25 protein-coding genes are annotated in these 25,119 nt (G+C 67.3%); 7 read left to right on the top strand and 18 right to left on the bottom strand.

Annotation, left to right across the window (positions count from 1 at the left end):
- The first annotated feature begins 135 nt into the window (after positions 1–135).
- The gene (locus tag OG300_RS09985) at positions 136–849 is read left to right on the top strand and encodes a helix-turn-helix domain-containing protein (RefSeq protein WP_405494434.1); all 714 of its coding nucleotides are present in this window, start codon (positions 136–138) and stop codon (positions 847–849) included.
- Here OG300_RS09985 and OG300_RS09990 read toward each other — a convergent pair.
- Together OG300_RS09990 and OG300_RS09995 are read right to left on the bottom strand one after the other, a co-directional pair.
- Complete coding sequence (locus OG300_RS09990; protein WP_405494436.1) at positions 846–1,238, bottom strand: VOC family protein; 393 nt, start codon at positions 1,236–1,238, stop codon at positions 846–848. The genes OG300_RS09985 and OG300_RS09990 overlap by 4 nt on opposite strands.
- A 54-nt stretch (positions 1,239–1,292) precedes the next feature.
- A complete protein-coding gene (locus OG300_RS09995; protein ID WP_405494438.1) occupies positions 1,293–2,102 on the bottom strand; it encodes a hypothetical protein in 810 nt (269 codons plus the stop codon).
- Between the two features lie 332 nt (positions 2,103–2,434).
- On the opposite strand from OG300_RS09995, the gene OG300_RS10000 reads away from it, so the two are divergent.
- Positions 2,435–3,583 carry an RNA-guided endonuclease InsQ/TnpB family protein gene (locus OG300_RS10000; RefSeq protein ID WP_405494440.1) on the top strand — a complete coding sequence of 383 codons (1,149 nt, stop codon included), beginning with the start codon at positions 2,435–2,437 and terminating at the stop codon, positions 3,581–3,583.
- 91 nt (positions 3,584–3,674) lie between these two features.
- Here the strand turns inward: OG300_RS10000 and OG300_RS10005 are convergent, their stop codons facing one another.
- Entirely contained in the window at positions 3,675–4,499 is an 825-nt protein-coding gene (locus OG300_RS10005; protein ID WP_405494442.1) for a DUF3097 domain-containing protein, read from the bottom strand.
- 146 nt (positions 4,500–4,645) lie between these two features.
- On the opposite strand from OG300_RS10005, the gene OG300_RS10010 reads away from it, so the two are divergent.
- The gene (locus OG300_RS10010; RefSeq protein ID WP_405494444.1) at positions 4,646–5,077 is read left to right on the top strand and encodes an NfeD family protein; all 432 of its coding nucleotides are present in this window, start codon (positions 4,646–4,648) and stop codon (positions 5,075–5,077) included.
- Complete coding sequence (locus OG300_RS10015) at positions 5,077–6,318, top strand: SPFH domain-containing protein (protein WP_405494446.1); 1,242 nt, start codon at positions 5,077–5,079, stop codon at positions 6,316–6,318. Before OG300_RS10010 ends, OG300_RS10015 begins: the two co-directional genes overlap by 1 nt.
- A gap of 95 nt (positions 6,319–6,413) precedes the next feature.
- Here OG300_RS10015 and OG300_RS10020 read toward each other — a convergent pair whose 3' ends face one another.
- The 6 genes from OG300_RS10020 to OG300_RS10045 form a co-directional block, all read right to left on the bottom strand.
- Positions 6,414–7,352: a TauD/TfdA dioxygenase family protein gene (locus OG300_RS10020; protein WP_405494448.1), complete on the bottom strand. Its 939-nt coding sequence runs from the start codon at positions 7,350–7,352 to the stop codon at positions 6,414–6,416.
- Between the two features lie 16 nt (positions 7,353–7,368).
- Positions 7,369–8,715: an LLM class flavin-dependent oxidoreductase gene (locus tag OG300_RS10025; RefSeq protein WP_405494450.1), complete on the bottom strand. Its 1,347-nt coding sequence runs from the start codon at positions 8,713–8,715 to the stop codon at positions 7,369–7,371.
- A 27-nt stretch (positions 8,716–8,742) separates the two neighbouring features.
- Positions 8,743–9,723, bottom strand: coding sequence for an ABC transporter permease (locus OG300_RS10030; protein ID WP_405494452.1), 981 nt, complete (start codon positions 9,721–9,723; stop codon positions 8,743–8,745).
- Positions 9,724–9,725: 2 nt separating this feature from the next.
- On the bottom strand, positions 9,726–10,553 hold the full coding sequence (locus OG300_RS10035; protein WP_405494454.1) for an ABC transporter ATP-binding protein: 828 nt from the start codon (positions 10,551–10,553) through the stop codon (positions 9,726–9,728).
- Positions 10,550–11,632 carry an ABC transporter substrate-binding protein gene (locus tag OG300_RS10040; RefSeq protein ID WP_405494456.1) on the bottom strand — a complete coding sequence of 361 codons (1,083 nt, stop codon included), beginning with the start codon at positions 11,630–11,632 and terminating at the stop codon, positions 10,550–10,552. The genes OG300_RS10035 and OG300_RS10040 overlap by 4 nt, the downstream gene beginning before the upstream one ends.
- 292 nt (positions 11,633–11,924) lie before the next feature.
- On the bottom strand, positions 11,925–12,674 hold the full coding sequence (locus OG300_RS10045) for an IclR family transcriptional regulator (RefSeq protein WP_405494458.1): 750 nt from the start codon (positions 12,672–12,674) through the stop codon (positions 11,925–11,927).
- Between the two features lie 490 nt (positions 12,675–13,164).
- Between OG300_RS10045 and OG300_RS10050 the strand changes: the two genes are divergently transcribed.
- Complete coding sequence (locus OG300_RS10050) at positions 13,165–13,470, top strand: transglycosylase family protein (RefSeq protein ID WP_405498516.1); 306 nt, start codon at positions 13,165–13,167, stop codon at positions 13,468–13,470.
- Positions 13,471–13,573: 103 nt separating this feature from the next.
- Here OG300_RS10050 and OG300_RS10055 read toward each other — a convergent pair whose 3' ends face one another.
- The 8 genes from OG300_RS10055 to OG300_RS10090 all read right to left on the bottom strand — a co-directional run bounded on the left by OG300_RS10055 (position 13,574) and on the right by OG300_RS10090 (position 21,995).
- On the bottom strand, positions 13,574–14,371 hold the full coding sequence (locus OG300_RS10055) for an ABC transporter ATP-binding protein (RefSeq protein WP_405494460.1): 798 nt from the start codon (positions 14,369–14,371) through the stop codon (positions 13,574–13,576).
- Complete coding sequence (locus tag OG300_RS10060) at positions 14,368–15,426, bottom strand: ABC transporter substrate-binding protein (RefSeq protein WP_405494462.1); 1,059 nt, start codon at positions 15,424–15,426, stop codon at positions 14,368–14,370. The genes OG300_RS10055 and OG300_RS10060 overlap by 4 nt, the downstream gene beginning before the upstream one ends.
- Entirely contained in the window at positions 15,423–16,238 is an 816-nt protein-coding gene (locus OG300_RS10065) for an ABC transporter permease (protein ID WP_405498517.1), read from the bottom strand. Before OG300_RS10065 ends, OG300_RS10060 begins: the two co-directional genes overlap by 4 nt.
- Before the next feature lie 181 nt (positions 16,239–16,419).
- Positions 16,420–17,970 (bottom strand): flavin-containing monooxygenase, encoded by a 1,551-nt coding sequence (locus OG300_RS10070; protein WP_405494464.1) that lies wholly within the window; start codon positions 17,968–17,970, stop codon positions 16,420–16,422.
- The gene (locus OG300_RS10075; protein WP_405494466.1) at positions 17,967–18,587 is read right to left on the bottom strand and encodes an SRPBCC family protein; all 621 of its coding nucleotides are present in this window, start codon (positions 18,585–18,587) and stop codon (positions 17,967–17,969) included. The genes OG300_RS10070 and OG300_RS10075 overlap by 4 nt, the downstream gene beginning before the upstream one ends.
- 34 nt (positions 18,588–18,621) lie before the next feature.
- Complete coding sequence (locus tag OG300_RS10080) at positions 18,622–20,184, bottom strand: flavin-containing monooxygenase (RefSeq protein WP_405494468.1); 1,563 nt, start codon at positions 20,182–20,184, stop codon at positions 18,622–18,624.
- Between the two features lie 96 nt (positions 20,185–20,280).
- Complete coding sequence (locus OG300_RS10085; protein WP_405494470.1) at positions 20,281–21,141, bottom strand: SDR family NAD(P)-dependent oxidoreductase; 861 nt, start codon at positions 21,139–21,141, stop codon at positions 20,281–20,283.
- Positions 21,138–21,995 carry an SDR family NAD(P)-dependent oxidoreductase gene (locus tag OG300_RS10090; RefSeq protein ID WP_405494472.1) on the bottom strand — a complete coding sequence of 286 codons (858 nt, stop codon included), beginning with the start codon at positions 21,993–21,995 and terminating at the stop codon, positions 21,138–21,140. The genes OG300_RS10085 and OG300_RS10090 overlap by 4 nt, the downstream gene beginning before the upstream one ends.
- 282 nt (positions 21,996–22,277) lie before the next feature.
- Between OG300_RS10090 and OG300_RS10095 the strand changes: the two genes are divergently transcribed.
- Both OG300_RS10095 and OG300_RS10100 read left to right on the top strand, forming a co-directional pair.
- Complete coding sequence (locus OG300_RS10095; protein WP_405494474.1) at positions 22,278–22,946, top strand: TetR/AcrR family transcriptional regulator; 669 nt, start codon at positions 22,278–22,280, stop codon at positions 22,944–22,946.
- A 50-nt stretch (positions 22,947–22,996) separates the two neighbouring features.
- On the top strand, positions 22,997–24,406 hold the full coding sequence (locus OG300_RS10100; RefSeq protein WP_405494476.1) for an ABC1 kinase family protein: 1,410 nt from the start codon (positions 22,997–22,999) through the stop codon (positions 24,404–24,406).
- On the opposite strand, the gene OG300_RS10105 is transcribed toward OG300_RS10100, so the two are convergent.
- Complete coding sequence (locus tag OG300_RS10105; protein WP_405498518.1) at positions 24,385–25,056, bottom strand: TVP38/TMEM64 family protein; 672 nt, start codon at positions 25,054–25,056, stop codon at positions 24,385–24,387. The genes OG300_RS10100 and OG300_RS10105 overlap by 22 nt on opposite strands.
- Between the last annotated feature and the right edge of the window lie 63 nt (positions 25,057–25,119).

Raw genomic sequence — 25,119 nt, forward strand, 5'->3', positions numbered from 1 at the left:
GGTGCAGCGACGGCAGTGTATGCATAGTTGCAGTGAATGCAACTATGCATGAACTGCTTTCGCGCACGAAGTGCCGAACAAGGCGGGTTTTCAACGTCTTTCAGATGCCCAGGTCAGGGAGGTGACACCGGAATCGTGGAAGTGCATGCACCGGAAGGCTATCGGGAACGACCCGCCGCTGTCCCCGACGCGGTCGTCTGGACCCGTGGTGTCCCCACGGGCACCGACCTCCCGGTCCTGCCCGACGGTTGCATGGATCTGCTCGTGATCGAGGGCCGACTCTCGGTCGCGGGTCCCGACACGCGCGCCTATCGTCCACCGCCCGGACTCAGCACGCAGATCGCGGGCATCCGCTTCCATCCCGGCGTCGCCCCGACCCTGCTCGGTGTCCCGGCGCACGAACTACGCGACGGCCGAGCCGATCTCGCCGACCTCTGGTCACCCGCCGACCTGCGCCACGCGATCGAACTGCTGGAGCGCGCGCCGACACCGGCCCTGGGCCTCGAGCGGATCGCCTGCTGGCGAAGCGCCGAACGCGATCCAGCCGACCCGCTACTGCGCCCGATCGCCACGGCTCTCGGTGCCGGTGCGTCCGTCGCCGCCACCGCCGACGCCCTCGGCCTCAATCCGCGCCGTCTGCACCGCCTCTCGCTCAACGCCTTCGGCTACGGACCCAAGACCCTGGTTCGCATCCTGCGCATGCAGCGCGCCCTGGCCCTGGGCCGCGACGGTGTCGCGCTGGCCGAGATCGCCGCCCGCGCCGGCTACGCCGATCAGGCGCACTTGAGCCGGGAGGTCCGGGAATTGAGTGGCTTGTCCCCGAGCGAATTGATGTCGCGCCCGGCCTAGTTCATCGTGGCGTACAGATCGATGCCATTCCCGTCGGGATCGTGCACCACCGCGTACCGCTGCCCCCAGAAGGCGTCGAACGGCTTCATCTCCCCGTGATATCCGGCATCCATCATTTCCTGGAACTTCGCGTCGACGCCGCCCGGGGAATCGCATTGGAAGGCAATGGCCATCCGCCCGGCTCCCGCGACCGCCTTCCACTCGGGCTTGAACGAGCGGATTGTGTCCTCGGTATCGAAAGCCAGTCGAATACCGCCCGCCAGTTCGATATCCAGGTGGGGCTCGTTCTCCGAGCCCTCGGGGAATTCGAGCCCGAGCCGTCGATAGAAGGCCAGCGCGGCCGCCATATCCGCCACCACGATCTCGATCACGTTCAGTCGAATACTCATGCCCGCAACCCTAGGCAGTCGGCCGGTACCGGGTCTTGAACGAATCGGACACCGTCAGCGCGCGTGGACCGCCGCCAGCCGGGCGTCGCGAATGGCGGTCCACAGTGGCCGCAGCAGCGCCTCCTGTGCCGCGAGCGCGGTCGACGACGCCGGAGCCGAGTCGGGTTCGCGTTCGGCGACGGTCAGGATCGCCGCCACCTGATCGGCGGTGTCGAGAATCCGCCGGGCGCGCAGCGGCATCGAATCCGGGTACCGATGCCGAGTGTGCCCGGCCAGTTCGGCCTCGATGAGCTCCCGCGGCCCGACCCCGCCGGACCCGACCCGCGTGGTCTGCAACTGCTGCAGCGCGTCGGCGGCGTCGCGCACCGCCTCCCGCATCGAGAACTCGGCCTCGCCCAACGGCATATCGGGCACCGGCGCCAGCGGAATCGGCGTCGAGTAGACCTGCCACAGCAGCGCGTCGTCATCGGTCCACACCGGCACGATCCCGGTGCCGAGACTGCCGGGCGTCCCCGCCAGCAGCCCTTCCTCGGCTTCGATTGCGGCGGCGCCGAATTCGGTGCCCACGGGTAGTCCGCGCACGTCCCCGGGTATCGGCAGCACCAGCCGCAGCTGCGCGTCCGGCCCGCCCATCGCCTCCCGAATCAGCTTGAGCAGCACCATGATCCCGGTCCCGGCCACCTCGTCGGCCAACTCTTCGGACGCCCACGGCAGTCCGGTGTGCCCGCCGGTGACCGGATCCCCGGCCGCGACGGACTGACGCGTCGCCCACACACGCAGCGCGTCCAGCAGGTCATCGGGGGCGCTGCGACCGGACACCCAGGCGGCAGCCCAGACCGTCAGCGTGGCACTCGGGGAACTCATAGATTCGAGGATAACTGCCGGGCTACCGGGTGTTCGCTAGGTCCTGTATCCAATGGCTCGAGCCCTTCGATGATCAGGCCCAGGATGAAACCGGCACGGTAGGTTGCGACGTTTGTCGCCCTCGTCGTAGCTCGGTGCACGGTCAACCGGTACGGCCACAGCGGTTGCCGTTGACGACCGGATCGGAGCGTTCGTGAATCACGGCCTGGATTCGTTTGTGGCGTAACGGTGTTCGGTTCTACGCCCCCGACTGGGTGGGTCGGCGATCACACCCGCAATGCCGCCCGTTTATATCGCTGTATTTCGCGATAGATGAATGCGAAACTGCCTGGGTGCAGCTCCGATACCAGTTCCGACTCACCCCCACTCCGGGGCAGCGAGTGGCATTGGCGAAGGCGTTCGGGTGCGCACGCGTTGCGTTCAACGACGCACTGACTGCCCGGCGGGCTGCGTTCGAGAGCAAGTCGCCCTATATCTCCGATGGCGAGTTGTCGAAGTTGTTGACGGCGGCGAAGCGGACTCCTGAGCGGCGCTGGCTCACCGAAGTGTCAGCGGTGGTGTTGCAGCAGGCGCTGGCCGATCTGAACTCCGCCTATCGCAACTTCATTGAGTCCGCGACCAACAAACGTAGGGGTGCGAAGGTCGGGCCGCCGAGGTTTCGGTCCCGTAAGGACAGTCGGCAGTCGATCCGGTTCACCCGCAACGCCCGGTTCATGGTGACATCGGGTGGGAGACTTCGGTTGCCGAAGATCGGCGATGTGCCGGTTCGCTGGTCGCGGGAGCTGCCGTCGGATCCGTCTTCGGTGACGGTCGTCAAGGACGCGGCGGGCCGATATTTCGCGTCTTTCGTTGTCGAAGTGGAACCGATGCCGTTGCCCCGAGTCGATGCCGAGGTCGGGCTCGATCTGGGCTTGTCGACGTTCGCGGTCGGATCGGACGGGAGGACTATCACCTCGCCACGGTTCCTGCGGAACGCTGAACGCAAGCTCCGCAAGTCTCAGAAATCGTTGTCCCGCAAGGACAAAGGCTCGGGAAACCGGGCCAAAGCCCGGGTGCGGCTCGCGAGGGCACATGCGAAGGTGGCCGACACTCGCCGTGATTGGGTGCATAAGCAGTCCGCAAGGATCATCCGCGACAACCAAGCGGTGTTCGTTGAGGACTTGTGTGTGAAGGGTTTGGCTCGCACCCGCTTGGCGAAGTCCGTTCACGACGCCGGGTGGAGCATGTTCATCCGTATGTTGGAGGAGAAGGCCGCCCGGTATGGACGGGTGTTCGGCAAGGTTAACCGTTGGTTCCCGTCGACTCGAATGTGCTCGCATTGTGGAGTGGTCGGCGAGAGGAAGCCGTTGCGTGTACGGAAGTGGACTTGCGTCTGCGGCGTCACTCACGACCGAGACCTGAACGCCGCGATCAATATTCACGCCGCCGGACGGGCGGAGTGGCTAAACGCCTGCGGAGGGACTGTGAGTCTTTCCGTCTAGGCGGAAAGCAAGTCCCGGTGAAACAGGAACCCACCAAGAGCGCCCGACAGGGCGCTGGTAGGAATCCCTGGCCTTCAGACCAGGGAGGATGTCAATCGGGCTCGGTCACGAAGTCGATCAGTCGTTCTACGGCGCCGATGAGTGGGGTTTCCAGGTCGCGGTAGGAGTTGACCGAGGAGTAGACGCGGCGCCAGCCGTCCTGGGGGGTGCCCCAGCGCAGGCGGGTGCAGATTCCGGTTTTCCAGTCTTCGCCGCGGGGGACGGTCGGCCAGGCGGGGATGCCGAGTACGGACGGCCGAACCGCCTGCCACACATCGATATACGGGTGGCCGGTGACGAGGACGTGCTCGCCGAGGCCGGTGGTCAGGCCGGTTTCCTTGGAGCCGGTGACCAGGTGGTCGACGAGGACGCCGACGCGGCGGCCGGGGCCGGGTTCGAATTCGGCGAGGCGCTGGGCGAGGTGGTCGAGGCCTTCGAGTTGTTCGACGACCACGCCCTCGACTCGCAGGTCGTGTCCCCATACCCGTTCCACGAGTGCGGCATCGTGGACGCCTTCGACCCAGATGCGGCTGGTGCGCGCGACGCGGGCCTTGTGGTTCTCGACCCGGGTGGATCCGGATGCCGTGCGGGTGGACTTCACCGGTGCCGCTGCGGTCGGGCGGATCAGTGTCACGGGGCGTCCGTCGATGAGGAAGGCCGCCTCACGCATGGCGAACAGTCGTACCCGGCCCGCGCGGTCCTCGAGTTTCACGAAATCGCCGTCGTAGCTGCGGTCGAAACCGACTACGGCGCCGCAGAATCCGGTCGCGGCGTCCTCGGCGACGAGGTCGCGTTCGGCGACCACCTTCGGTATCTCGCGCGGCTGCTTGCGCGTGTGTCCGGAGAAGATGTCGCCGTACCCTTGTTGCCCGCTCACGGCGTCGAGGGTACCGGGCGGGCGCGGGCAAAGCCGCTCGCGCCGCGCCCATTCCGGCCCGTGCGCGGGTGTGTGACGCCCCGGTCGCAGCGCGGAGTGATCACGAATGACGGCCTCGAGCCGGGACAACGTCTACTGTTGGTGGCGTGGCCGCAATAGTTTGGCTGGTCGCGGGGATACTCCTCGCGGCGGCCGAGATGCTCACGGGCAGTCTCGTGCTGATCATGCTGGGTGCCGCCGCGCTGGTGACCGCAGGCGTGGCCGCGGTGACCGGCTCCTCGATTCTGGTGGACGCGGTGGTCTTCGGTGGCACGTCCATCGCGCTGCTGCTGGGGGTGCGCCCATTCCTGTTGCGGCGCTACGCGATTCCACCGCCGCATCAGACGGGCGTGGACGCTTTGCCCGGAAAGACCGCGAAGGTGCTCGAACTCGTCGACGAGCATGGAGGTCGCGTGAAGATCGGAGGCGAGGTGTGGAGTGCGCGTCCCTATGACGCGACCGAGTCCTACCCCGCCGGTTCGACCGTTTACATCATGCGGATCGACGGTGCGCATGCTGTCGTCATGAAAGGGCCGTGATGGCTGTACTCATAGTCGCCGCCGTGCTCGTACTGCTGGTTGTGGTGGTGGTTTTCAAGTCGGTGGCCCTGGTGCCGCAGGCGGAGGCCGCTGTCATCGAACGGCTGGGCCGGTATTCCCGCACGGTGTCGGGGCAGTTGACGTTCCTGGTGCCGTTCGCGGATCGGGTGCGCGCCAAGGTGGATCTGCGTGAGCGGGTGGTCTCCTTCCCGCCGCAGCCGGTGATCACCCAGGACAACCTGACCGTCCAGATCGACTCGGTGGTCTACTTCCAGGTGACCAGCCCGCAGGCCGCGGTCTACGAGATCTCCAATTACATTGCGGCCGTAGAGCAGTTGACGATCACCACGCTGCGCAACGTGGTCGGCGGCATGACCCTCGAGGAGACGCTGACCTCCCGCGACGCGATCAACAGCCAGCTGCGCGGCGTACTCGACGAGGCCACCGGCCGCTGGGGCCTGCGGGTCTCGCGAGTCGAGCTCAAGGCCATCGATCCGCCCCCGTCGATTCAGGAGTCGATGGAGAAGCAGATGAAGGCCGATCGTGAGAAGCGTGCCATCATCCTGACCGCCGAGGGCCAGCGCGAGGCGTCGATCAAGACCGCCGAGGGCCAGAAGCAGGCGCAGATCCTCTCCGCCGAGGGCGCCAAGCAGGCCAACATCCTCTCGGCCGAGGGTGAGCGGCAGTCCCGCATCCTGCGCGCGCAGGGTGAGCGTGCCGCCGCCTATCTGCAGGCGCAGGGCCAGGCCAAGGCCATCGAGAAGGTGTTCGCGGCCATCAAGAACGGCAAACCGACCCCCGAGCTGCTGGCCTACCAGTACATGCAGACCCTGCCGCAGGTCGCCAAGGGCGACGCCAACAAGGTGTGGCTGGTGCCCAGCGATTTCGGCAAGGCCCTCGAGGGTTTCGCGCGCGGCTTCGGCAACAAGGGCGAGGACGGGGTCTTCCGCTACGAACCCGCCCCGGACGACAGCCCCCACGAGCCGGCCGAGGACGATTCCGACGAGGTCGCCGACTGGTTCGACACCGCGACCGATCCGGCCACCCAGCGCGCGGTGAAGGCCGCCGAGGCCGACGCCCGTCAGCCCGTGGAACCGGCGGTGGGTTCGGCGCCTAGTCGTCCGCGCATCGAATACCAGCCGCCGCAGAACCGCCCGCCCGCCCAGCAGCAGTACCGGCAGGAACCGCCGCCGCAGCAGCCGACGCACTGGCAGGAACCGCCGCGCCCGCTGGGCCAGTAACCGAGACAACGAATGAGGGCTTCCCGGCTGATGATCGGGAAGCCCTCATTCGTGTGCGCCGAGCCCTGCACGCCCGGCCGTCTGTGTTCAGTTCACTACTGCGGTGAACCGACGAACTGTGCGCCGGAGATGGACACCGACGGATGCCCGTCGACACCGACCGGCACCTCGCCTTCCAGGGTGGTCCGATACAGCACCCGCGTCACGTCGAGATGGTCGAGGTCACTCGGCGCGAGGTGCGCGGTGGCCCGGTTGTCCCAGAACGCGAGACTGCCCTTCTCCCAACGGAATCGGACCGTGTAGGCCGGATCCGCCAGCTCGGCGTACAGCAGCTCGAGCAGCGCGTCGCTCTGCCGCGGGCTCAATCCCACGATGCGCGTGGTGAATCCGGGATTCACGAACAGCACGCGTTCCCCGGTCACCGGATGCACGCGCACCACCGGGTGCTCGGTGATCAGCGGCGCGGCCGCCACCTTCTTGGCGTAGTCGCTCTCGGCCGCCCACTGCGGCTGCTTGCCACCGAAGCGGTGTTCGGCACGCAGCCCGTCGAGGAACGTCCGCAGCGATTCCGGCAGTCCCTGATACACGGCGGCCAGGTTGGTCCACTGCGTGTCCCCACCGCGTTCGGGTGCGATGTCCGCGCGCAGCAGCGAGGCCGCGGGCGGGTTGATCAGCGGCGAGACGTCGGTGTGCCAATGGTTGGTGTAGCTGAATTTCCGCCGCCCGAAACGCTTTTCGTAGAGGCGGCTGTCGACGGCCAGGATCTCCGGATATTCGGTGGGTGCGTCGCTGTCGTAGGGATGCGACGGCGTGACCGCGCCGAAGCGGCGCGAGAACGCGATCTGCTCGGCGTGCCCGATCTGCTGATCGCGGAAGAACAACACCTTGTATTCGTGCAGTGCCGCGGCCAATACCGCGATCTGCTCGTCGTTGAAGTCGTGGCGCAGATCGATCCCGCTGATCTCGGCCCCGATGTGTCCGGCGACCGGTGCGATACGGAAAGTGTCGACCGGGTTTTCGGCGACTGTGGTCATGGTCGTTCCTCTCGGCTCAGGCGGTGGCCTGGATCTGGACGGGGGCGAACTGGCTTTCCACCGGTGCGAGACCGTAGTGGCCGCGCAGGGTGTCGGCGGTGTACTCGGTGCGGAACAGGCCGCGCTGCTGCAGGATCGGCACCACCCGGTCGACGAAGTCGTCGAGGCCGCCGGGCAGGTAGGGCGGCATGATGTTGAAGCCGTCGGCCGCGCCGTTGTCGAACCAGCTCTGCAGTTCGTCGGCGATCTGCTCGGGGGTGCCGGCGAAGGTGCGGTGGCCGCGGCCGCCGCCGAGTTTGCCGATGAGCTGGCGCACGGTCAGCTCCTCGTTCTCGGCGAGCTCCTTGACCAGCGTGAACCGGCTCTTGCCGCCCTCGATCTCGCTTTCGGCGGGCAGCGGCGGCAGCGGTGCGTCCAGCGCGTGTTCGGTGAGGTCGATGCCGAGCATCGAAGACAGCTGCCGCAGTGCGTAATCCGGGGAGATGAGGTCGGTGAACGACTGCTCGAGCGCGCGCGCCTCCTCCTCGGTGTCGGCGATGAACGGCACCAGTCCGGGCAGCACCTTGAGGTCGTCGGCCGAGCGACCGTACTTGGGCAGTCGCGACTTGAGGTCCTGGTAGAAACGCTGTCCCTCTTCCAGGGTGCGCTGCGCGGTGAACACGGCCTCCGCGTACTGTGCCGCGAATTCCTTTCCGCTCTCGGAAGATCCGGCCTGCACCAGCAGCGGCCGCCCCTGCGGGCTGCGCGGCGAGTTCAACGGTCCGCGCACGGTGAAGCGCTCACCGCTGTGGTCGAGGGTGTGCACCTTGGCCGGGTCGGCGAAGCGCCCGGTCTCGGTGTCGAGCACGATGGCGTCGGATTCCCAGCTGTCCCAGAGCTTCACGGCCAGGTCCACGAACTCCTGGGCGCGCTCGTAGCGGCGGGCGTGCTCGGGGATGGCGTCGTAGCCGAAGTTGTACGCCTCCTCCGCGTTACCGGAGGTGACGATGTTCCACCCCGCGCGCCCGCCGCTGATGTGGTCGAGCGAGGCGAACTTGCGCGCCAGGTTGAACGGCTCGTTGTAGCTGGTCGAGGCGGTCGCGATGAGACCGACGTGCTCGGTGGCGGCGGCGATCGCGGCCAGCAGCGTGACCGGCTCGAACACCGCGAGGGTATTGCGCTCGATGCGCGGTCCGACCGCCAGCCCGTCGGCGAAGAACACCGAGTCCAGCCGCCCGCGTTCGGCGATGCGTCCCAGCTCCTGGAAGTGCTTCACGTCCAGCACCCGGTGTGCCTCGGTGCGCGGATGCCGCCAGGCGGCCTCGTGGTGGCCGACACCCATCAGGAAGGCATTGATGTGGAAGGTCCTGTGTCCCTCGGACATTCGGTGGTGCTCCTTTCGAGCGGTCGATCAGTTCTGGGGCTGATTGCGCCAGCGGGAGAGCCGCTTTTCGATGGCGACCAGCACCGCGTTGTAGGCCAGACCCACCACGGAGATGGCGATGATGCCGACGTACATGTCGGGGATCTGGAAGTTCTGCTGGGCGGCGGTGATCAGATAGCCCAATCCGGCACGCGCGCCGAACATCTCGGCCGCGATGAGCACCAGGATCGAGGCCGAGGCCGCCATCCGGATGCCGGTGAAGATCTGCGGCACCGCGGCGGGCAGGATCACCTTCTGGAACAGGCGCAGCGGCGAGAAGCCGAGGGACACAGCCGATTTCACCAGCAGCGGATCCACTGTGCGCACGCCGGTGATGGTGTTGAGCAGGATCGGGAAGAACCCGGCGTACACCACCAGCGCGATCTTGGAGGTCTCGCCGATGCCGAGGATCAGGATGAACACCGGCAGCAGCGCCAGCGCCGCGGTATTGCGGAACAGCTCCAGCAGCGGATTGAGGAAGTCGGCGACCTGCCGGTACCAGGCGATGGCGATGCCGACCGGCACCGCGGTCACCAGCGCGATCGCAAACCCGACCAGCGAGCGAACCAGGCTGGTGGACACGTTGTCCCACAGCTGCCCGTTGCCGATCAGCTCCCAGCCGCTGCTCACCACCGTGCTGAACGGCGGCAGGAAGATGTCGTCGACGAGCCCGAGCCGGGGCGCGAACTCCCAGACCGCGAGGAACAGCGCGATCACCAGGGACCGCTTGAACAGCGTCCAGCTCGCCGAACGCAGCCAGAGTCCGACGCGTCCGGCGAGCCCGACGGTGCGCCGGGTCTCGGTGGTGGCGGTCGATTCGGTGGTCGACTCGAGGGTGGCGGGCACCGAAGCCCCGACCGGGTTCGCCGCTCCGACTGCGATCGCTGGGGTCTGCGGCCCAGCGGTCGTCTCGATGGAATTCGGCAGGGCCCGTACCGTTTCGGTCCCGACCGGAAGTGTGGTGGTCATGGTCATCTCCTGTCGGTGGCGGTGAGGTCGGCCGTTTCGAGGTCCTGAGCGCGCGCCACCTCGTCGTGCAGCAGGGTCCAGATGTGGTGGCGGATCTCGCGGAAGCGTTCGCTCGAGCGCACGTCCGCCTCGGCGTCGCGGTCCAGGTCGATGTCGACCGTCGCCTTGACGCGCCCCGGCCGCGAGGTCAGCACGGCCACGCGCTGCCCCAGGTAGACCGCCTCGTCGATGCCGTGGGTGATGAACAGGATGGTCTTGCCGGTGGTGCGCCAAATCCGCAACAGCTCGTCCTGCAACGATTCCCGGGTCTGCGCGTCCAGTGCCGCGAACGGCTCGTCCATCAGCAGCACCTCCGGGTCGAAGGCGAGGCTGCGGGCGATGGCGACACGCTGCTTCATGCCGCCGGAGAGCTCGTGCGGGTACCGGTCGCCGAATCCGGCCAGCCCCACCAGTTCCAGGTAGTGCTCGGCCAGCGCACGGCGTTCCTTGCGGCGAATCTTCTTGGCTTCCAGGCCGAATTCGATATTGGCGCGGGCGGTGCGCCACGGCAGCAGCGCGTACTGCTGGAACACGATGCCGCGATCGAGGCCGGGTCCGGTGACGGGCCGCCCGTCGAGCAGGATCTGCCCGCGGGTGGGCCGGGTGAGCCCGCCGAGCAGGTCCAGCAGTGTGGACTTGCCCGAGCCGCTGGGCCCGACCAGCACCAGGAACTCGCCGTCGCGCACGTCGACGCTGATGTTCTCGATGGCGGTGAACGGTTCGCCGTTGCCCCGCGCCGGGAATTCCTTGCGGACGTCCGTGAGCGCGAGTTTGACTGCGGTGGAGGTCATTTCGCTGATACCGCCTCACCGGTCGGTCCGCTTGCGGGCGGATACGTGCCGTTGGAGTAGGGGTTGTACTGGTTGGTGAACAGGTCCTTGGCCTTCAACTTGCCGTCGGGCAGCTCCCCGTTGCGCACCAGCCAGTCGATCCAGATCTGCAGTTCCTTCTCTTCCACCACCGCGCCGGGCACCGGGATGCCGGAGGACTTGTAGTACTGCAGCAGGTTGGTGTTCTCGTTGCGTCCGCGCTTGTGGATGATGTCGGTGAAGCGCGCCACCACCTGATCGCGCGGCGTAACTTGCAGCCAGCGGGTGGCACGCGCGGTGCCCTGCACGAAGTCGGCCACCGCGTCGCCGTGCGCCTTGATGTAGTCGTTGCGGAAAACGTAGGTGCCGTAGTCGAATTGACCGAACAGGTCCTTGTCGGTGTAGAGCGTGTGGATGCCGCCGTGAGCCAGCGCGGTGTCCTGGAAGACATTGCCGAGGGCCGCCACGTCGATCTGCCCCTTGCGCAGTGCTTCCTCGGTGTTGGCGGGCGGAATGACCACCAGCTGCACCTGTTTGATCTCACCGTCGCTGAGGCCCTGGTCGTGCAGCCACTGGCGGGTGATGAACTCGTGGTGTGCGCCCAGGGTGTTGACGCCGACCTTCTTGCCGATGAGATCCTTGGCGGTCTTGATGCCGGAGTCGTCGCGCACGTAGTAGCCGGTGTAGTTCTGGGCGTCCGCGCCGTAGGAGCTGAGCACCGAGGTGACCGGTGCGCCGCCCGCGACGAGCTTGATGACCGCGCCGTTGAAGGCGCTGCCGAACTCGACCTGCTTGGTGGCCGCGGCCTGGATATTGGCCGGGCCGCTGGTGGTGTCGCCCTCCCAGTGCAGGTCGATCTTGGTGAAGTAGCCGAGGTCGGCGGCGAGTTCGTAGGCGGCCACGGTGCCGGTGGCGCCCTGGTAGCGCAGCACGGTCTTGCCGTCGGCGGTGGTGCCGGGATCGGATTTGCCGCAGGCCACCGTGCTGAGCAGGACGGCGGACAGGGCGAAGGCGACGGCGAGGACGCGCCGCTTCCGGGGTGCGGAGGTGCGGTTGATCATTCGGAATCTCTCGTGGACACGGTTGTGACACACCGTGTTTCGGGCATGACGACGACACTGGGCGAGCGGTGCGGGTGCGGCCGGGGCGACAGGCCGGGTGCTCGCTACGGAATCAGGCGCGACAGCGGCCGGCGGCGACGCGCATCAGATCGACGGTGCGTCGGCGCGTGAGGGAAATGAGGGGGATCATTCCAGGTCCTTTGCGGGAGTGCGGAAGTGGCAATGATCTGGGCTGCCCACCATGGTGCGGGGGCCGACCGGCCACAACAACCGGGATTTCACGATGTGGAAATCACCGTGATCCGAATTCGACGTGCGAAAGCACTGTGCCGGTGGCGGTTTGGAAGAAGGGCGCGATCCGGCCCGCCGCACTGCGCATGGCGGGCACCACGGCACGGATCAGTTCGTCGTCCAGTCGGGCCGAGCGGGCCTGCACCGCGAGCGCGCCGCGCACCTGCCGTCCCGGCCCGCCGACGATCGGTACCGCGATCGAGCGGATCGGGTCCTCGGTCTCGATGAGCTCCGAGGCGTAGCCGACGTGCCGCACCCGATCCAGATCCAGATCGCCGGTGGCCCGGGCGGGGGAGTAGGCCAGTAGCGCGTGTCCCGCGGCGCTGGCCTGCAGCGACTGGCGGGCGCGTGGCACCTGGTGGTGGCAGAACTTCACCGGCGGGCGGGCTTGGAAGACGGTGACGGCGTCCTGGTCCTCGAGCACGCTCACGCTGACGGTGATCTGGATGCCCGCGGCCAGCGCGTACAGATGGGGTGCGGCGGAGTCGAGGCCCAGCCGGGTCAGGGCGGGCCGCGCGAGCGACGCCAGTCCGTGACCGATGCGGTAACGATCGGTCGCCGAGTCCTGCTCGAGCAGCCCGCCGCGCACCAGCGCCTGTGCCAGCCGATGCGAGGTGCTGACGGGCAGCCCGGCCAGCTGGGCCAGTTCGCTCACCGAGAGCTCCGGATCGTCGCCCGCGAAGCAGTTCAGCACCACGATGGCACGGTCGACGGCGCGGGCGCCGGAACGGGGTTCCTCGGGGGCGGCCATGATTCCTCCTGGGGAGCGGGACGACGTTCCAGGAACTATGTCCGTGCTTCTGACCTGGGGCAATGATTGTGTGCACCACGATTCGAGCCGGTCGGAGGCGGTTCTCCGGCGATCATCGTTTTGTTGCGACTTTTGATTACGCGATCGGCGTCACGATTTTCTGGTGACGCTCGTCACAAATTCGACCGTAAATACCAGAAATGTCATTCCGCGACACTCCGACGTGAACTGCGAATACGGAATAAGTGCAATGGATCCCGATTTGTCAACCGGCTGTGATCGCAACGTGATTTGCCGTGATGGTTCCGTTACCGTCGCTCTCGGCTCGGATTCACCCGAACCCGTACTCGAATCGCCGAACACCGGAGACCTCGTCCCGCGATTCGAGAGAAACCGAAAATCCCTGGGGACGGGGACCCGCAGTGCGCGGGCCGGCGGGCGCAGGCCAGGAATCAAACTTATGCATCGCAACCGGAAGCTCACCACCCGCATGCTCGCCGCCACCGCGGCCATCGGCGCGATCGTGTCCGTCCCGTTCGCGCTGTCGTCGGCGACCGCCTCGGCCGCCGGACACGACTGGGACGCCGTTGCCTCCTGCGAGAGCAGCGGCAACTGGGGCGCCAACACCGGCAACGGTTTCTACGGCGGCCTGCAGTTCACCCAGAGCACCTGGAACGCCTACGGCGGCGCCGGCAGTGCCGCGAACGCCAGCCGCGAGGAGCAGATCCGCGTCGCGGAGAACGTGCTCGCCGGTCAGGGCGCGGGCGCGTGGCCGCACTGCGGCGCGTACCTGTAAGGGTTACGCACCCGCCTGCAAAGGCTTTTCGCTTTCGAGAGCGAAAAACGATGGTCCCGTATCGCAGTGTCGCGATACGGGACCATCGTCGTAATCGATCAAGCTAATTGTGTGCCGTATAGATCGCTTCCGCCAATTCCAGCTTGTACGACTGGAATTCGGGCGTAGCGGTCACTGCGAGTTCGCGAGCGGAATCAGCGCTGTCACCGGGCAATTCGATGCGGCGATCGAGAACGACCCGCCCCGGCCGGGCGCTCATCACCAGCACGCGGGTGGACAGCAACACCGCCTCCTCCACCGAATGCGTCACGAACACAACCGTTTTGCGAGCTTCGCGCCACAGCCGCAGCAACTCCACCTGCAACCGCTCCCGGGTGAGCTGATCGAGCGCCCCGAACGGTTCGTCCATGAGGATGATGCGCGGATCATTGGTCAGCACCCGTGCGATCTGCGCGCGCTGCTGCATCCCGCCCGACAGCTCGTAGGGCCGCTTGTCCCCGGCATCGCCGAGCCCGACGAGGTCCAGCAGCCGCTGCGCGTCCGCCCGGCGCGTCTTCTTGCCCACGCCACGGCATTTCGGCCCGAACTCGACATTGCCGCGCACCGACAGCCACGGGTAGAGCGTCGGAGCCTGGAACACCACACCGCGCTCGGGACTCGGCCCCGCGATGGGGTCCTCGCCCACGAGCAGTGCGCCGGTGCTGGGTTCGAGGAACCCGCCGAGCAGTTGCAGCAGCGTCGTCTTACCGCATCCGGAGGGCCCGACGACGCTGACGAACTCGCCGGGCTCGATGACCAGGTCGGTGGGCGACAGCGCCACCGTCGGACCGGAGGCGCTCGCATAGGTTTTCGAGACTTCGCTCAGCACGACCCGATCCCGCTGTGCGAGCGCCGTGCTCATTTGGCGCTCACCGCGGCGGCGGCCTGCGGGTACACCGCGCCGCTGTACTTCTCCGGCGTGGCCAGGCCCTGAATCTCGCCCTGGCTCAACAGGAACTGCGCGGTGCTCTGCAGATCGACGCCGAGCTGCTTGCCCAGATACGGTGCGCCCGCCTGGGTCGCGGCATCGAGGTAGGTGTATCCGGCGAGCTGTGCGCGCACGTCGTCGACCGGGATGCCGAGCTGCGCGGCCAGCCGCGTGGAGGCACCCTGCTGATCGGTGCTCAACTGCTGGACCGCCCAATTCTGTGCTGCCGTCCAGACTTCCAGGAACTTGGCGTTGCCGCTGACGAAGCCGCCGCGCGCGCCTTCGAGATCGAAGGTGGGCTTGCCGGCCTTGGCGGTGTCGGATGCGGTGGTCACCACATGCCCGGTCTTCTTCAACTGTGACAGCGTCGGATCCCACACGAAGGCCGCGTCGATACCGGAGTCCTTCCACCCGGCCGCGATGGCGTCGGGCTGCAGGTTCACCAGGGTCACATCGTGTTCGATCCCCGCCGCGCTGAGTGCGGCCAGGAGGCTGTAGTGCGAGGTGCTGGCGAAGGGCACGGCGATCTTCTTGCCACGCAACGCCGCCACCGAGGTGATGGCCGGATCCTTCACCACGAGGGATTCGGCGGGACCGATCACGTCGTGGATCCACACGGCCTTGACGTCGAGGTTCAGCGGAGCCGAGAGGGCCCGCGCGACCGCCGCGCTGCCGAGCAGCCCGAGATCCAGGGAGTTCGCTCCGAACGCCTGGATCACCGTCGCGCCCGAATCGAACTTGGACCAGGTGATGGTGGCCTTGGGCAGGCAGGTCTCGAGCAGTCCCGCGTCCTTGACGACCAGGTCGCCGTTGGGGATCTGCTGATACCCGATGCGCACCGTGCCGGTGTAGCTGTCATCCACCGCGACCGGGCAGGCGGGCTTGGCGTCACTGCCCCGCGACTGGTCGGAACGCCCCGACTGCACGCATCCAGACATGACCAGGGTGAGGACACCGGCTGCCGCCAGTGCCGCGATACTGCGCTTCACGCCTTACCTTTCCAAGGCACGACGAGAGCGCCGACCCCTTTGATTGCCGCGTCCAGTGCGAGCGCGGTGAGACCGATGACGATGATGCAGGCCATGGTGAGCGGTGTATTCAGCTGCTGCCCGGCCAGATACGCGAGCCCGCCGATGCCGGGGATGCCGTTGTTGAGCTCGGCCGCGACCACGGTGGTCCAGGCGAACCCGACCGCCACCCGCACCCCGCCGATGATCTCCGGCAGCGTGGACGGGAACAGCACCCGCGTGATCACCTGCAACCGGTTGGCGCCCAGTGATCGGGCCGCGTTGATCCGATCGCGCGAAACCCCCTGCACCCCGGCCACGGTCGCGATCACCACCGGCGGGAACGCGGCCAGGAACAGCAGCCAGTCCTTGGAGGTGTCGCCGATCCCGAACCACACGATGAGCAGGCCGATGTAGCCCAGCGGCGGCAGCATGCGCAGGAAGTTCAGATACGGCTCGACGATCGCGCTGACCACCCGGGAGGTGCCGAGCGCGAACCCGACCGGCGGCCCGAGCAGTACCGCCGCGCCCGCCCCGATCCCGATGCGCTGCAGGCTCGCGATCAGGTGCTCCCACAGGAAGTAGTTCTGTTCGCCGCGCACCTCACGCGGCACCCCGGGCGCGAGCTGATGCCAGCTGTTGGCCCGTGTGAACGCCTCCCACACCGCGTGCGGTCCCGGAAGGAATTGCGCGTCGACGACTTTCGTGGCCGTGACCGCCCACCACAGCACCAGCAGCACGAGCAGTGACCCCGCTCGGACGGCGAGTCCGCGTGCCCGCGAACCGAATCGGATGCTCGTGGCGACCCGCGATCGGGTGAGCCCGTCACCGGGAATGGCGACGGTCGAAGGGGGCGTCACGGGGGCTCGTCCTCTCGGGCTGGGATGCGGCGATCCCGGGCCGGGACCATCCGGTCAGATCCTTACCGCCGCACCCCGCCACGACGAGGTTCACGATCACCGTGATCGCAACCCCCTACACGTACTGGTAGTCCTCCCGGTCGAATCGCGTCGCCTTGCGGTAGGTCTTCCACAGCGACCACGGCCGGATATAGGGCGACTTGCCCTGCGAGTTCACGAAGTAACTGTTGGACCCCTGGCACCGAGTCTCCAGGTAGTAGGCCAGATTTCGCCCACTGCGCAGCATCTCCTGATGGAATCGCTCCTGCGCCTGCGCCCGCACCTCCACGGTGGTGGCCCCGCGCCGCCGCGTCTCGTCGATGACGGTGGCGATGTGTCGCATGGCGTTCTCCACGAAGTAGTGGAACGCCGTGCCCGTCCACGAGTACGGCCCGATCATGATGAACCGGTTGGGAACTTGCGAGACCGAGGTGCTGTAATACGCCTTGAGCTCCTCGGTGTTGTAGAAGTGCCCGAGGTCGAATCCGTTGCGCCCCAGCACCGTTCCCGGCTTGTAGCTCTCCGGATCGGAGAACACCTCGTACCCGGTGGCCAGCACCAGCGCGTCGATCGGCCGCTCCACGCCGTCGACGGTGCGGATGTGGTCCGCCCCGACCTGCGCGATACCGCTGGCGATCAGCTCCACGTTGTCCCGGTTCAGGGTCGGCAGGTAGTCGCCGCCCGCCCCGCCGCGAATGCACACGATGCCGAATCCGGGCCGCAACTGTTCGCGGGTCTCCTTGTCGCGCACCTTGATTCGCAGCCAGCCGCCGTAGAGCCGCCGCCCGGCCGCGTCGACGCCGCGCGTGGCCAGCCGCCACACCGGATGCGGGGTGTAGACCGCGACCCGCAGCGCCGCATCGACGATGGTCTGCGCCACCCCGTTCGCGACCGCGGACCCGCCGGGCAATCCCAGCAACCCCTGCATCCAGGGCCGCAGCACGAAGTCCGGTTTGGGCAGATACACCTGCGGCGTCCGCTGATAGATGTCCAGCGTCGCCGCCTGCGGTGCGAGCTTGGGCGCGATCTGCATGGTGCTCGCCCCCACCCCGATGATCGCGACCTTCTTACCGGTGAAGTCGTAGTCGTGATTCCACTCCGACGGATGCATGGACACACCGGTGAAGTCGCCCAGCCCCGGAATGTTCGGCGCGAGTTTGGGATTGATGTAGGCCCCGACCGCGCTGATCACGAACCGTGCCGTGAGCACCTCCCCGGATTCCAGGTGCAGCCGCCACAGGTTGTGGGTGTCGTCCCACACCTCCTGCAGCACGTTCACGTTGAACCGCATGTGGCGCGGCAGGTCGTAGTCGGCGGCCACCTCCTGCAAGTACTCGAGAATCTGGTCGCGTTTGGCGAAGAGCCGATCCCAGTCCGGTTTCCGTGCGAACGAGAACTGATATGTGGTGCTCGGGATATCGCAGCCCGCGTCCGGATAGCTGTGGCTGTACCAGGTGCCGCCGAGCCCGCCGACCCGATCGATGATCAGGAAGTCGTCGATCCCGATCTCCTGCAGCTTGACCCCGGCGCAGATGCCGCCGATCCCCGCCCCGATCACCACCACCTCGTGCTGCGGGGTCTCGAGCCGCTCGGCCACCGCTGGTTTCGCTGTGCGCTTCGTGGTCATCGGGCGTCTCCGGGAACGGTCTCGGTGGGAGCGGCCTTGCCATTGGCTCGCACGATGCGCGTGACCGGTGCGGCGGTGGGCTCGAATTTCCGCATATGCCTGCGGAAGCTGTTGCCGAGCCCGACGTGGTAGGCCACCTTCCACACCGGTGGGAACCAGGTGGCGAAGCGCAACGGCAGTCGCGGTGTCACCGCGACGGTCCACCGCACCTTGGTGCCACCGTCGGGTAGTTCGTCGAAGGTCATGTCCTCGGCGTAGTGCCGCACCGCCAGGTACTGACTCCAATTGCCGCTGACCACACCGAAGGTGATGCGCTTGTCGGGTTCGTAGCGCCAGAAGCGTTCCCGCTCGACCCAGCCGAACCGCCAGGGCGCGAACACCGATCCCATCTCACGCACAACGCCCACCCCGCGAGCCGCGGAGTCGTAGTGGACGCCGACGCCGGGAAACGGCAGCCATTTCCAGGCGTGATCGTTGTCGAAGGCGTCCCACACCGCGCTCACCGGCGCGGCGAATTGCTGTTCGATGGTGAAAACCAGTGCGGCATTGTCGAAGATGGCGTCGTCGCCGAGTGGTACCGCGGGATGCTGCGTGTGCAGGAAGGGCAAGAGTGCCACGATGGTGCTCCGTTCGGGTGTGTGCTTGGGAAGGTCAGCGGGCGGCGAGTGCGCCCGAGATCGCGCCGGTGTCCTCGGCGCGCGCGGTGCTCGTGTACCGGTAGTGGTCGAGCGGGAAATGCCGGTTGCTCCAGTACATTCCGGCCTGGGTGGTGGCCCGGAACGCGGGCCCGTCGCCCTGATAGTTGATGTAGTAGGTGCGGGATTCGGCGCAGCCCTGCTGGAACAGGTAGGTGTTGCGATTGCGGGCGTACATGCGCGCGAAGTAGTCGTCGTGCGGCGCCTGCCGGATCTCGGCCCGGGTCGCGCCGCGCCGGACGGATTCGGCGATGACCCGCGCACTGTGCGCGGCGGTCGCCTCGATGAGCGGGATCACCGATCCGGGCGCGTACCCGTAGGGGCCGAAGATATGGAACATATTCGGGAAGCCCGGCACCGAGACGCCCTCGTACGCCTGGTACTTCTGCGCGTCCCAGAACCCACCCAATTCGACGCCGTCGCAGCCGTATACGGGGTAGGGCGGTGTCGCTCCCTTGGCCATCACCTGGAATCCGGTCGCGGTGATGACCAGGTCGAACTCCCGCGCCTGCCCGTCCGAGGTGACGATGCCGCCGCTGGTGAACCGCTCGATCGGAGTGGTCACCAACTCGACATTCGGTCGCGTGAACGTCTTGAAGTAGACATTCGAGATCGATGGCCGCTTGCAACCCAGCCGATAATTCGGCGTCAGCCGGGCGCGCAGGTCCCGATCCCGAATCTGGGTGAAAAGGTAGCCCTTCAAGGCGGTCTCGCCGATCCCGAGCACGCCCGAGGTGACGCGCGGATAGTCCGACAGCGCCAGCCCCAACCCGAGAAACGCGTTGACCGCGACATTCCCGATAAACCGCACCGCCTGCTGCGCGGGTGCGAAATCCAGCGCCCGATTGAGTCCCTCACCCATCGCGAAGTCGGGCTTGGGCGCCACCCAGATGGCGGTGCGCTGGAACACCGTCAACTCGGCTGCCGTGCGCGCCAACTCCGGAATGACCTGCAGCGCAGTGGCTCCCGTGCCGATCACCGCGATCCGCTTGCCCCGCGGATCGTAGGAGTGATCCCAGCGTGCGGTATGCACGACCGCCCCGGTGTAGTCACCGAAACCCTCGATATCGGGTGGCTTGGGCTGTTCGAGCGCCCCGACCGCACTGATCAGGAACCGTGCGGTGATCTCGTCACCGGCGTCGGTGCGCACCCGCCACAGATCGGCGGCCTCGTCGAAGACCGCGTCGTCGGCAGCACAACCGAGCCGCAACTTGCCGCGCAAACCCTGCTGATCGGCTACCTCCTCCGCATACCGCTGAATCTCCCTGCCGGGCGCGAAGAATCGCGACCACCGCGACCGCTGCTGAAACGAGAAGTTGTAGATCGGCGAGGGCACATCCACCGCCACACCCGGATACGTGTTGGCGTTCCAGGTGCCACCCACCCGATCCCACTTGTCGATGATCAGGAAATTTTCGACACCGGCCTTGCGCAGGGCCGTGCCCGCGCCCAGACCACCGAACCCGGCTCCGACCACCAGTACTTCGTATTCGGGTGTCCGCGAGTCGTCAGAACTCATGAAGATTTCTCCATTTCCACTGTGCGGCGCAGGAATTCGCCGATGTCGCTGATGGCTGTGTCTGTTTTCCGTCTCGCGGAGTCGTTCATCCCTGCCTCACTTCGTGATTCGGCTCAACAGCGGCTGAGCGAACGGCAGTAGGGCATCCGCCATGGCGAATGTGCCCAGCCGCCCGGCCAACCGCATGGCGCTGGGGGAGAGGCGGAACACCGCGTATGCCAGCCAGGCTTCGGGGTTCACCGGCACGATCGCGCTGTCCCGGCGCACCGCGCGTTCGATGGCGCGCGCCACCTTGTCCGGTCCCGCGAACGCGAGCTGCTGCACACTGCCGGTGCCTTCGCGCCACGAAGCCTGCTCGACTCCCTCGAGCCCCGCCCGTTCACCGTGCGCGAGCAGATCGGTCCGAATCGCCCCCGGACAGATCGCGGTGACCCCGATCCCGTACCGCCGCAACTCGACTCGCAGCGCCTGGCTGGCCATCAGCACCGCGAACTTGGCCGTGGCGTACGCGGGAATCACCCGCGCCGGAAAGAACGCCCCGGCCGAGGACAGATTCACGATGTGCCCGCGTATTCCGCCGTCGATCATCTGCCGCGCGAAGACCCGCGACCCGTAGATCACGCTCATCACGTCGATGTCGACGGTGCGCTGCCACTGCGCCGCGCTCGTCTCCACGAAGCCGCCGGTGTCGAGGATCCCGGCATTGTTGACCAGCACGTCCACCGCACCGAATTGCTGTGCGGCCCAGTCCGCGAACTGCTCCCACTGTTCCTCGGAGGAGACATCCAGCCGATAACCGTGCGCGGTCCCGCCCGCCGCGGTGATCTCCGCGACCGCGCGCTCCGCGCCGAGGTGATCGATATCGGCGATGACCACCCGATCGCCGTGCTTGGCGAACCGCTCGGCGGTGGCGCGGCCGATACCCGCCGCGGCCCCGGTGATGACGACTGTTCTCATCGCCGTCCCCCCAGCACCCGATCAGACAGTCCGACAACCTGTTCCGCGAGCGGTATGGTGGCCAGCCCGCACGCCGCCCGCATCAGGGCCGGTGAGAGTCGCCACGCGTACCAGCCCGCCCAGGCTTCGATCCCGACCGGCACCGTGGCCAGGTTCCAGCGCACCGCGCGTTCGACCGCGTCGGCGACCCGTTCGGGGGAGCGGCCCAGCTGTCGTTGCCCGCGATCGAGTTTCGCCGCCCAGTCGGCCTCGGCATCCGCGTCCGCTCCGGCCCGGGTCCCGTTGGCCGACAGCGAGGTGGCGATCAATCCCGGGCACACCGCGCTGATTCCGATTCCCTTGCCGGCGAATTCGGCCCGCAGCGCCTGCGTCCCCATCCACGCCCCGGCCTTGGCCGTCGCATACGACGGCCCCAGCGGCGTCGGCAGGAACGCCCCCACCGAGCAGATGTTCACGATGTTGCCGCGCACTCCCGCATCGACCATGCGCTGCACGAAGACTCGCGAGCCCAGCAGTGGCCCCATCATGTTGACGCCGATCATCCGCCGCCAGTCCGCGCCGGACTGCTCCAGGAACCCGCCGGATATGAGGATTCCCGCGTTGTTGACCACCACCCGCGGCAGCCCGTGATCGCGGCACACCCGCTCGGCGAACCGCTCCCACGCGTCGGCGTCGGAGACATCGAGTTGATGGAACTCCGCGCGCCCGCCGACCGCCCTGATATCCCCGACGGTGTCCACCCCGGACCGCTCGTCGATATCGGCGACCAGCACCGTCGACCCGCGCCGCGCGAACCGCAGCGCCGTCGCCCGGCCGATGCCGCTGCCCGCTCCCGTCACCACCGTGACTGTCATGACCGCACCCCCGGCGCGGCGGCGACTGCTTGCTGGGTCATGTGGCGACTCCCTTGTCGGACACGAGACGGGCGTCTCAGACGATTGCTGCTACGCGCCTCGTCAGCGCTGCCGGAGATGCCCGTGCAGATGACGGCCCTCTGAAAATAGGGGCCTGGAAGGCGGTATCGCAATTAAATGACGAGTATGTCATGAAACTATACCCGTCTGGGACGGTCGATCAAGAGTCTCTTGGAATCCACCTGTCACCCGCACAATGCCGAGCCGCATACGATGTGCTGAATGACCGAGCCAGCCAAGCGAGGTCGCGGTCCGGGACGGCCACGCGACGAGCGCAACACCGAACGCCGCCGCCGCGAATTGATCGCCGCCGCCTACCGGGTCTTCACCACCAAGGGCTATGCCGCGGCCACCGCCGCGGATATCGCCGCCGAGGTGGGCGTCGGCTACGGCACCTTCTACCGCTACTTCGACAGCAAGCGTGCGATTCTCGACCCCGTCGTGGACTACGGACTCGACCGGATCCTCACCGAGATCGTCGGCGACCTGTTCGAACCCGACGCCGCCGATCTCGACATCACCCTGGAATCGCTGGTGCGCAACTGGGTTTCGGCGGTGGAGCGCATGTGCCACATCGCCGAGTCCGATCCGGCGCTCATGCGCACCCTGCTGTTCGACCTGACCGGTATCGACGACGACCTCAACGCTCGGCTCGCCGGATTGGGCGGCGTGCTGGCCGCGACCCTCGACCGCATGCTCGCCCGTGCCGTCGACAACGGGGTGCTGCGTGCGGACCTCGACACCGGCAATGTGGCGTGGATGCTGATGGCCCTGACCATTCCGCCGGTCATGCGCACCCTGCGGGGCGAGGGGGAATCCGAGCGCGGGCGCTACGCGGAAACCGTGGTCGCGGTGCTCTCACCGGGTCTGCGGGCCCAGAACCCCGATTAGCCGACGCGCGCGTCTGTTAATCTCGGCGGCAGCAGAACGGGGGTGTCCGGATGCCGGACGACGTCACCAATGCCCGGGTCCGCCGTGGTGCCAAACTGGGCAAACTCGTTGCGGGCCAGGCGGTTCGCGGTGCGGGTGTCAGCCTCGCGGTGGTGCGTGCCGGTGACGAGGAGCGGGCGGCGCGCACCGAACGTGCCCTGGTCGCCGCAGCCGAGGACATCGTCACCGTGCTCGGCAGCATGAAGGGTCTGGCCATGAAGGCCGGACAGCTGCTGTCGATGTTCGATCCGCTCGAGGCGCTCGGCCAGACCAATATTCCGCCCCAGCAGCGGGAACGCTTCCAGCGCAAGCTCTCCGAACTCTGTGACCGCGCACCCGCGGTGCCCTTCGCCAAGATGCGCGCGGTGCTGGAGGCCGACTACGGCCGTCCGCTCGCCGAGGTGTTCGCCCGCTTCGACGCCGACCCCGTCGGAGCCGCCTCGATCGGCCAGGTCTACCGCGCCCGTTTGCACGACGGCCGCGAGGTGGCGGTCAAGGTGCAGTACCCCGGCATCGATGTCGCGGTTCGCGCCGACGCCAAGAACCTGGCCCTGCTCATGCGCATGATGCGGGTGGTCACCCCGGTACTCGACGACAATGCGCTGTTCCGTGAGATCTCCAGCCATTTCGTGGACGAGATCGACTACCGCGTCGAAGCCGAGAACCACCTGGCGATGAGCGAGCTCTACCGCGAGCACCCCTTCATCCGCGTCCCCGCCGTGGTCCCGGAACTCAGCACCGCTCATGTCCTGGTCAGCGAGTTCGCCGAGGGCGTGCGATTCGAGGAGATCGTGGCGATGCCCGGCCCCGTGCGTGACCGGGTGGGCGAGATCGTGTTCCGCTTCTTCGTCGGATCCATGCTGCGCTTCCGCCACTTCACCGGCGACCCGCACCCGGGCAATGTCCTGCTCGCCCCCGACGGCGCGGTCGTCTTCCTCGACTTCGGCCTCGTCAAACACATGGACAGCGCCGCCGTCGACTTCGAAATGGATTGCGTGCGAGCCGCTGCCGACTTCCGTGCCGCGGACCTGCGGGCCCTGCTCGTGGGTTACGGCGTCCTGGACCAGGATTCACCGGCCACCGCCGACGAATGCCTGCGCCTGTTCCACGAACTCTCGGGCTGGCTGCTCGCCGACGCCGACATCCGCATCCCCGCCGACGCCGTCTCCACCGCCCTCTACGCGCTGATCGACCCGCGCCGAGGCAATTTCGATCGCTGGCGCGACCAGTACGCGCCCGCCGAACACGCCTTCGCGCGCCGCGTCGAATACGGAACCCTGGCGCTACTGAGCAAACTGGGCGCGGGCGGCAACTGGCATCGCATCGGCCGCGAATGGGTGCACGGCGACGACCCCGCCACCGAACTCGGTGTGCTCGAACGCGACTGGCTGGCCCGCGCTCAGACCGACACCGGCTCCTGAACCCGTTCGCCCGGAACCGCCATCCGGGAGTCGATCACCAGACCGATCACACCCACCGCCAAACACGCGACGGTGACGATGATCTGCGCGGGCGACGTGCGATTGGTCAGCGCGTCACCCAGCAGCACGGTGCCGATCGTCCCGGGAATGATCCCGAGGAACGTCGCCGCCAGATACGGCGTGAACCGCACCGAAGACAATGCCGCGCAATAGTTCACGATCGAGAACGGCGCGAACGCGATGAGCCGCAGCGACCCGATCGCCAGCCAGCCGCGTCGTGCCAGCCGGGCATCGACGGCTTGCACCGTCGGATGCGTGAGGTGCGCGCGGACGCGTTCGTGCCCGAGGGCGCGAACGAGCCACAGTGCCAGCACCGCACTCAAAGTCGTGGCCGCGATGGCCAGGGTGAGCCCCTCCGTCGACCCGAACAGCATCCCGGCACTGAGCGTGAAAATGGTGCGCGGGAACGGAACTATGCAGACCAGCGTGTGCACCACGAAGAACACCAGTGGCAGCCACGGTCCCACCGAATCGGCCCACTGCCGGATCTGCTGCGGCGCGGGATGCGGCGCGAACGCCGCTAGCCCGAACAAGACCCCGCAAGCGATCAGCAGAGCCAGGTTTCGCGGCTGACGAAGTCGGCTGAGCAGCCCCGATACTCGTCGTAGCGGCTCACGGACGGTTGTTGGCACCGCGCCAGGTTACCCGCTGGT

Source organism: Nocardia sp. NBC_00511, assembly GCF_045161165.1.
Lineage (GTDB): Bacteria > Actinomycetota > Actinomycetes > Mycobacteriales > Mycobacteriaceae > Nocardia.

Bases quoted from the DNA above. Each gene is read 5' to 3' on its own strand.
- OG300_RS09990 (WP_405494436.1), bottom strand. From the start codon at position 1,238: ATGAGTATTCGACTGAACGTGATCGAGATCGTGGTGGCGGATATGGCG.
- OG300_RS09995 (WP_405494438.1), bottom strand. From the start codon at position 2,102: ATGAGTTCCCCGAGTGCCACGCTGACGGTCTGGGCTGCCGCCTGGGTG.
- OG300_RS10015 (WP_405494446.1), top strand. From the start codon at position 5,077: ATGGCTGTACTCATAGTCGCCGCCGTGCTCGTACTGCTGGTTGTGGTG.
- OG300_RS10020 (WP_405494448.1), bottom strand. From the start codon at position 7,352: ATGACCACAGTCGCCGAAAACCCGGTCGACACTTTCCGTATCGCACCG.
- OG300_RS10025 (WP_405494450.1), bottom strand. From the start codon at position 8,715: ATGTCCGAGGGACACAGGACCTTCCACATCAATGCCTTCCTGATGGGT.
- OG300_RS10030 (WP_405494452.1), bottom strand. From the start codon at position 9,723: ATGACCACCACACTTCCGGTCGGGACCGAAACGGTACGGGCCCTGCCG.
- OG300_RS10035 (WP_405494454.1), bottom strand. From the start codon at position 10,553: ATGACCTCCACCGCAGTCAAACTCGCGCTCACGGACGTCCGCAAGGAA.
- OG300_RS10040 (WP_405494456.1), bottom strand. From the start codon at position 11,632: ATGATCAACCGCACCTCCGCACCCCGGAAGCGGCGCGTCCTCGCCGTC.
- OG300_RS10045 (WP_405494458.1), bottom strand. From the start codon at position 12,674: ATGGCCGCCCCCGAGGAACCCCGTTCCGGCGCCCGCGCCGTCGACCGT.
- OG300_RS10050 (WP_405498516.1), top strand. From the start codon at position 13,165: ATGCTCGCCGCCACCGCGGCCATCGGCGCGATCGTGTCCGTCCCGTTC.
- OG300_RS10055 (WP_405494460.1), bottom strand. From the start codon at position 14,371: ATGAGCACGGCGCTCGCACAGCGGGATCGGGTCGTGCTGAGCGAAGTC.
- OG300_RS10070 (WP_405494464.1), bottom strand. From the start codon at position 17,970: ATGACCACGAAGCGCACAGCGAAACCAGCGGTGGCCGAGCGGCTCGAG.
- OG300_RS10080 (WP_405494468.1), bottom strand. From the start codon at position 20,184: ATGAGTTCTGACGACTCGCGGACACCCGAATACGAAGTACTGGTGGTC.
- OG300_RS10085 (WP_405494470.1), bottom strand. From the start codon at position 21,141: ATGAGAACAGTCGTCATCACCGGGGCCGCGGCGGGTATCGGCCGCGCC.
- OG300_RS10090 (WP_405494472.1), bottom strand. From the start codon at position 21,995: ATGACAGTCACGGTGGTGACGGGAGCGGGCAGCGGCATCGGCCGGGCG.
- OG300_RS10095 (WP_405494474.1), top strand. From the start codon at position 22,278: ATGACCGAGCCAGCCAAGCGAGGTCGCGGTCCGGGACGGCCACGCGAC.
- OG300_RS10100 (WP_405494476.1), top strand. From the start codon at position 22,997: ATGCCGGACGACGTCACCAATGCCCGGGTCCGCCGTGGTGCCAAACTG.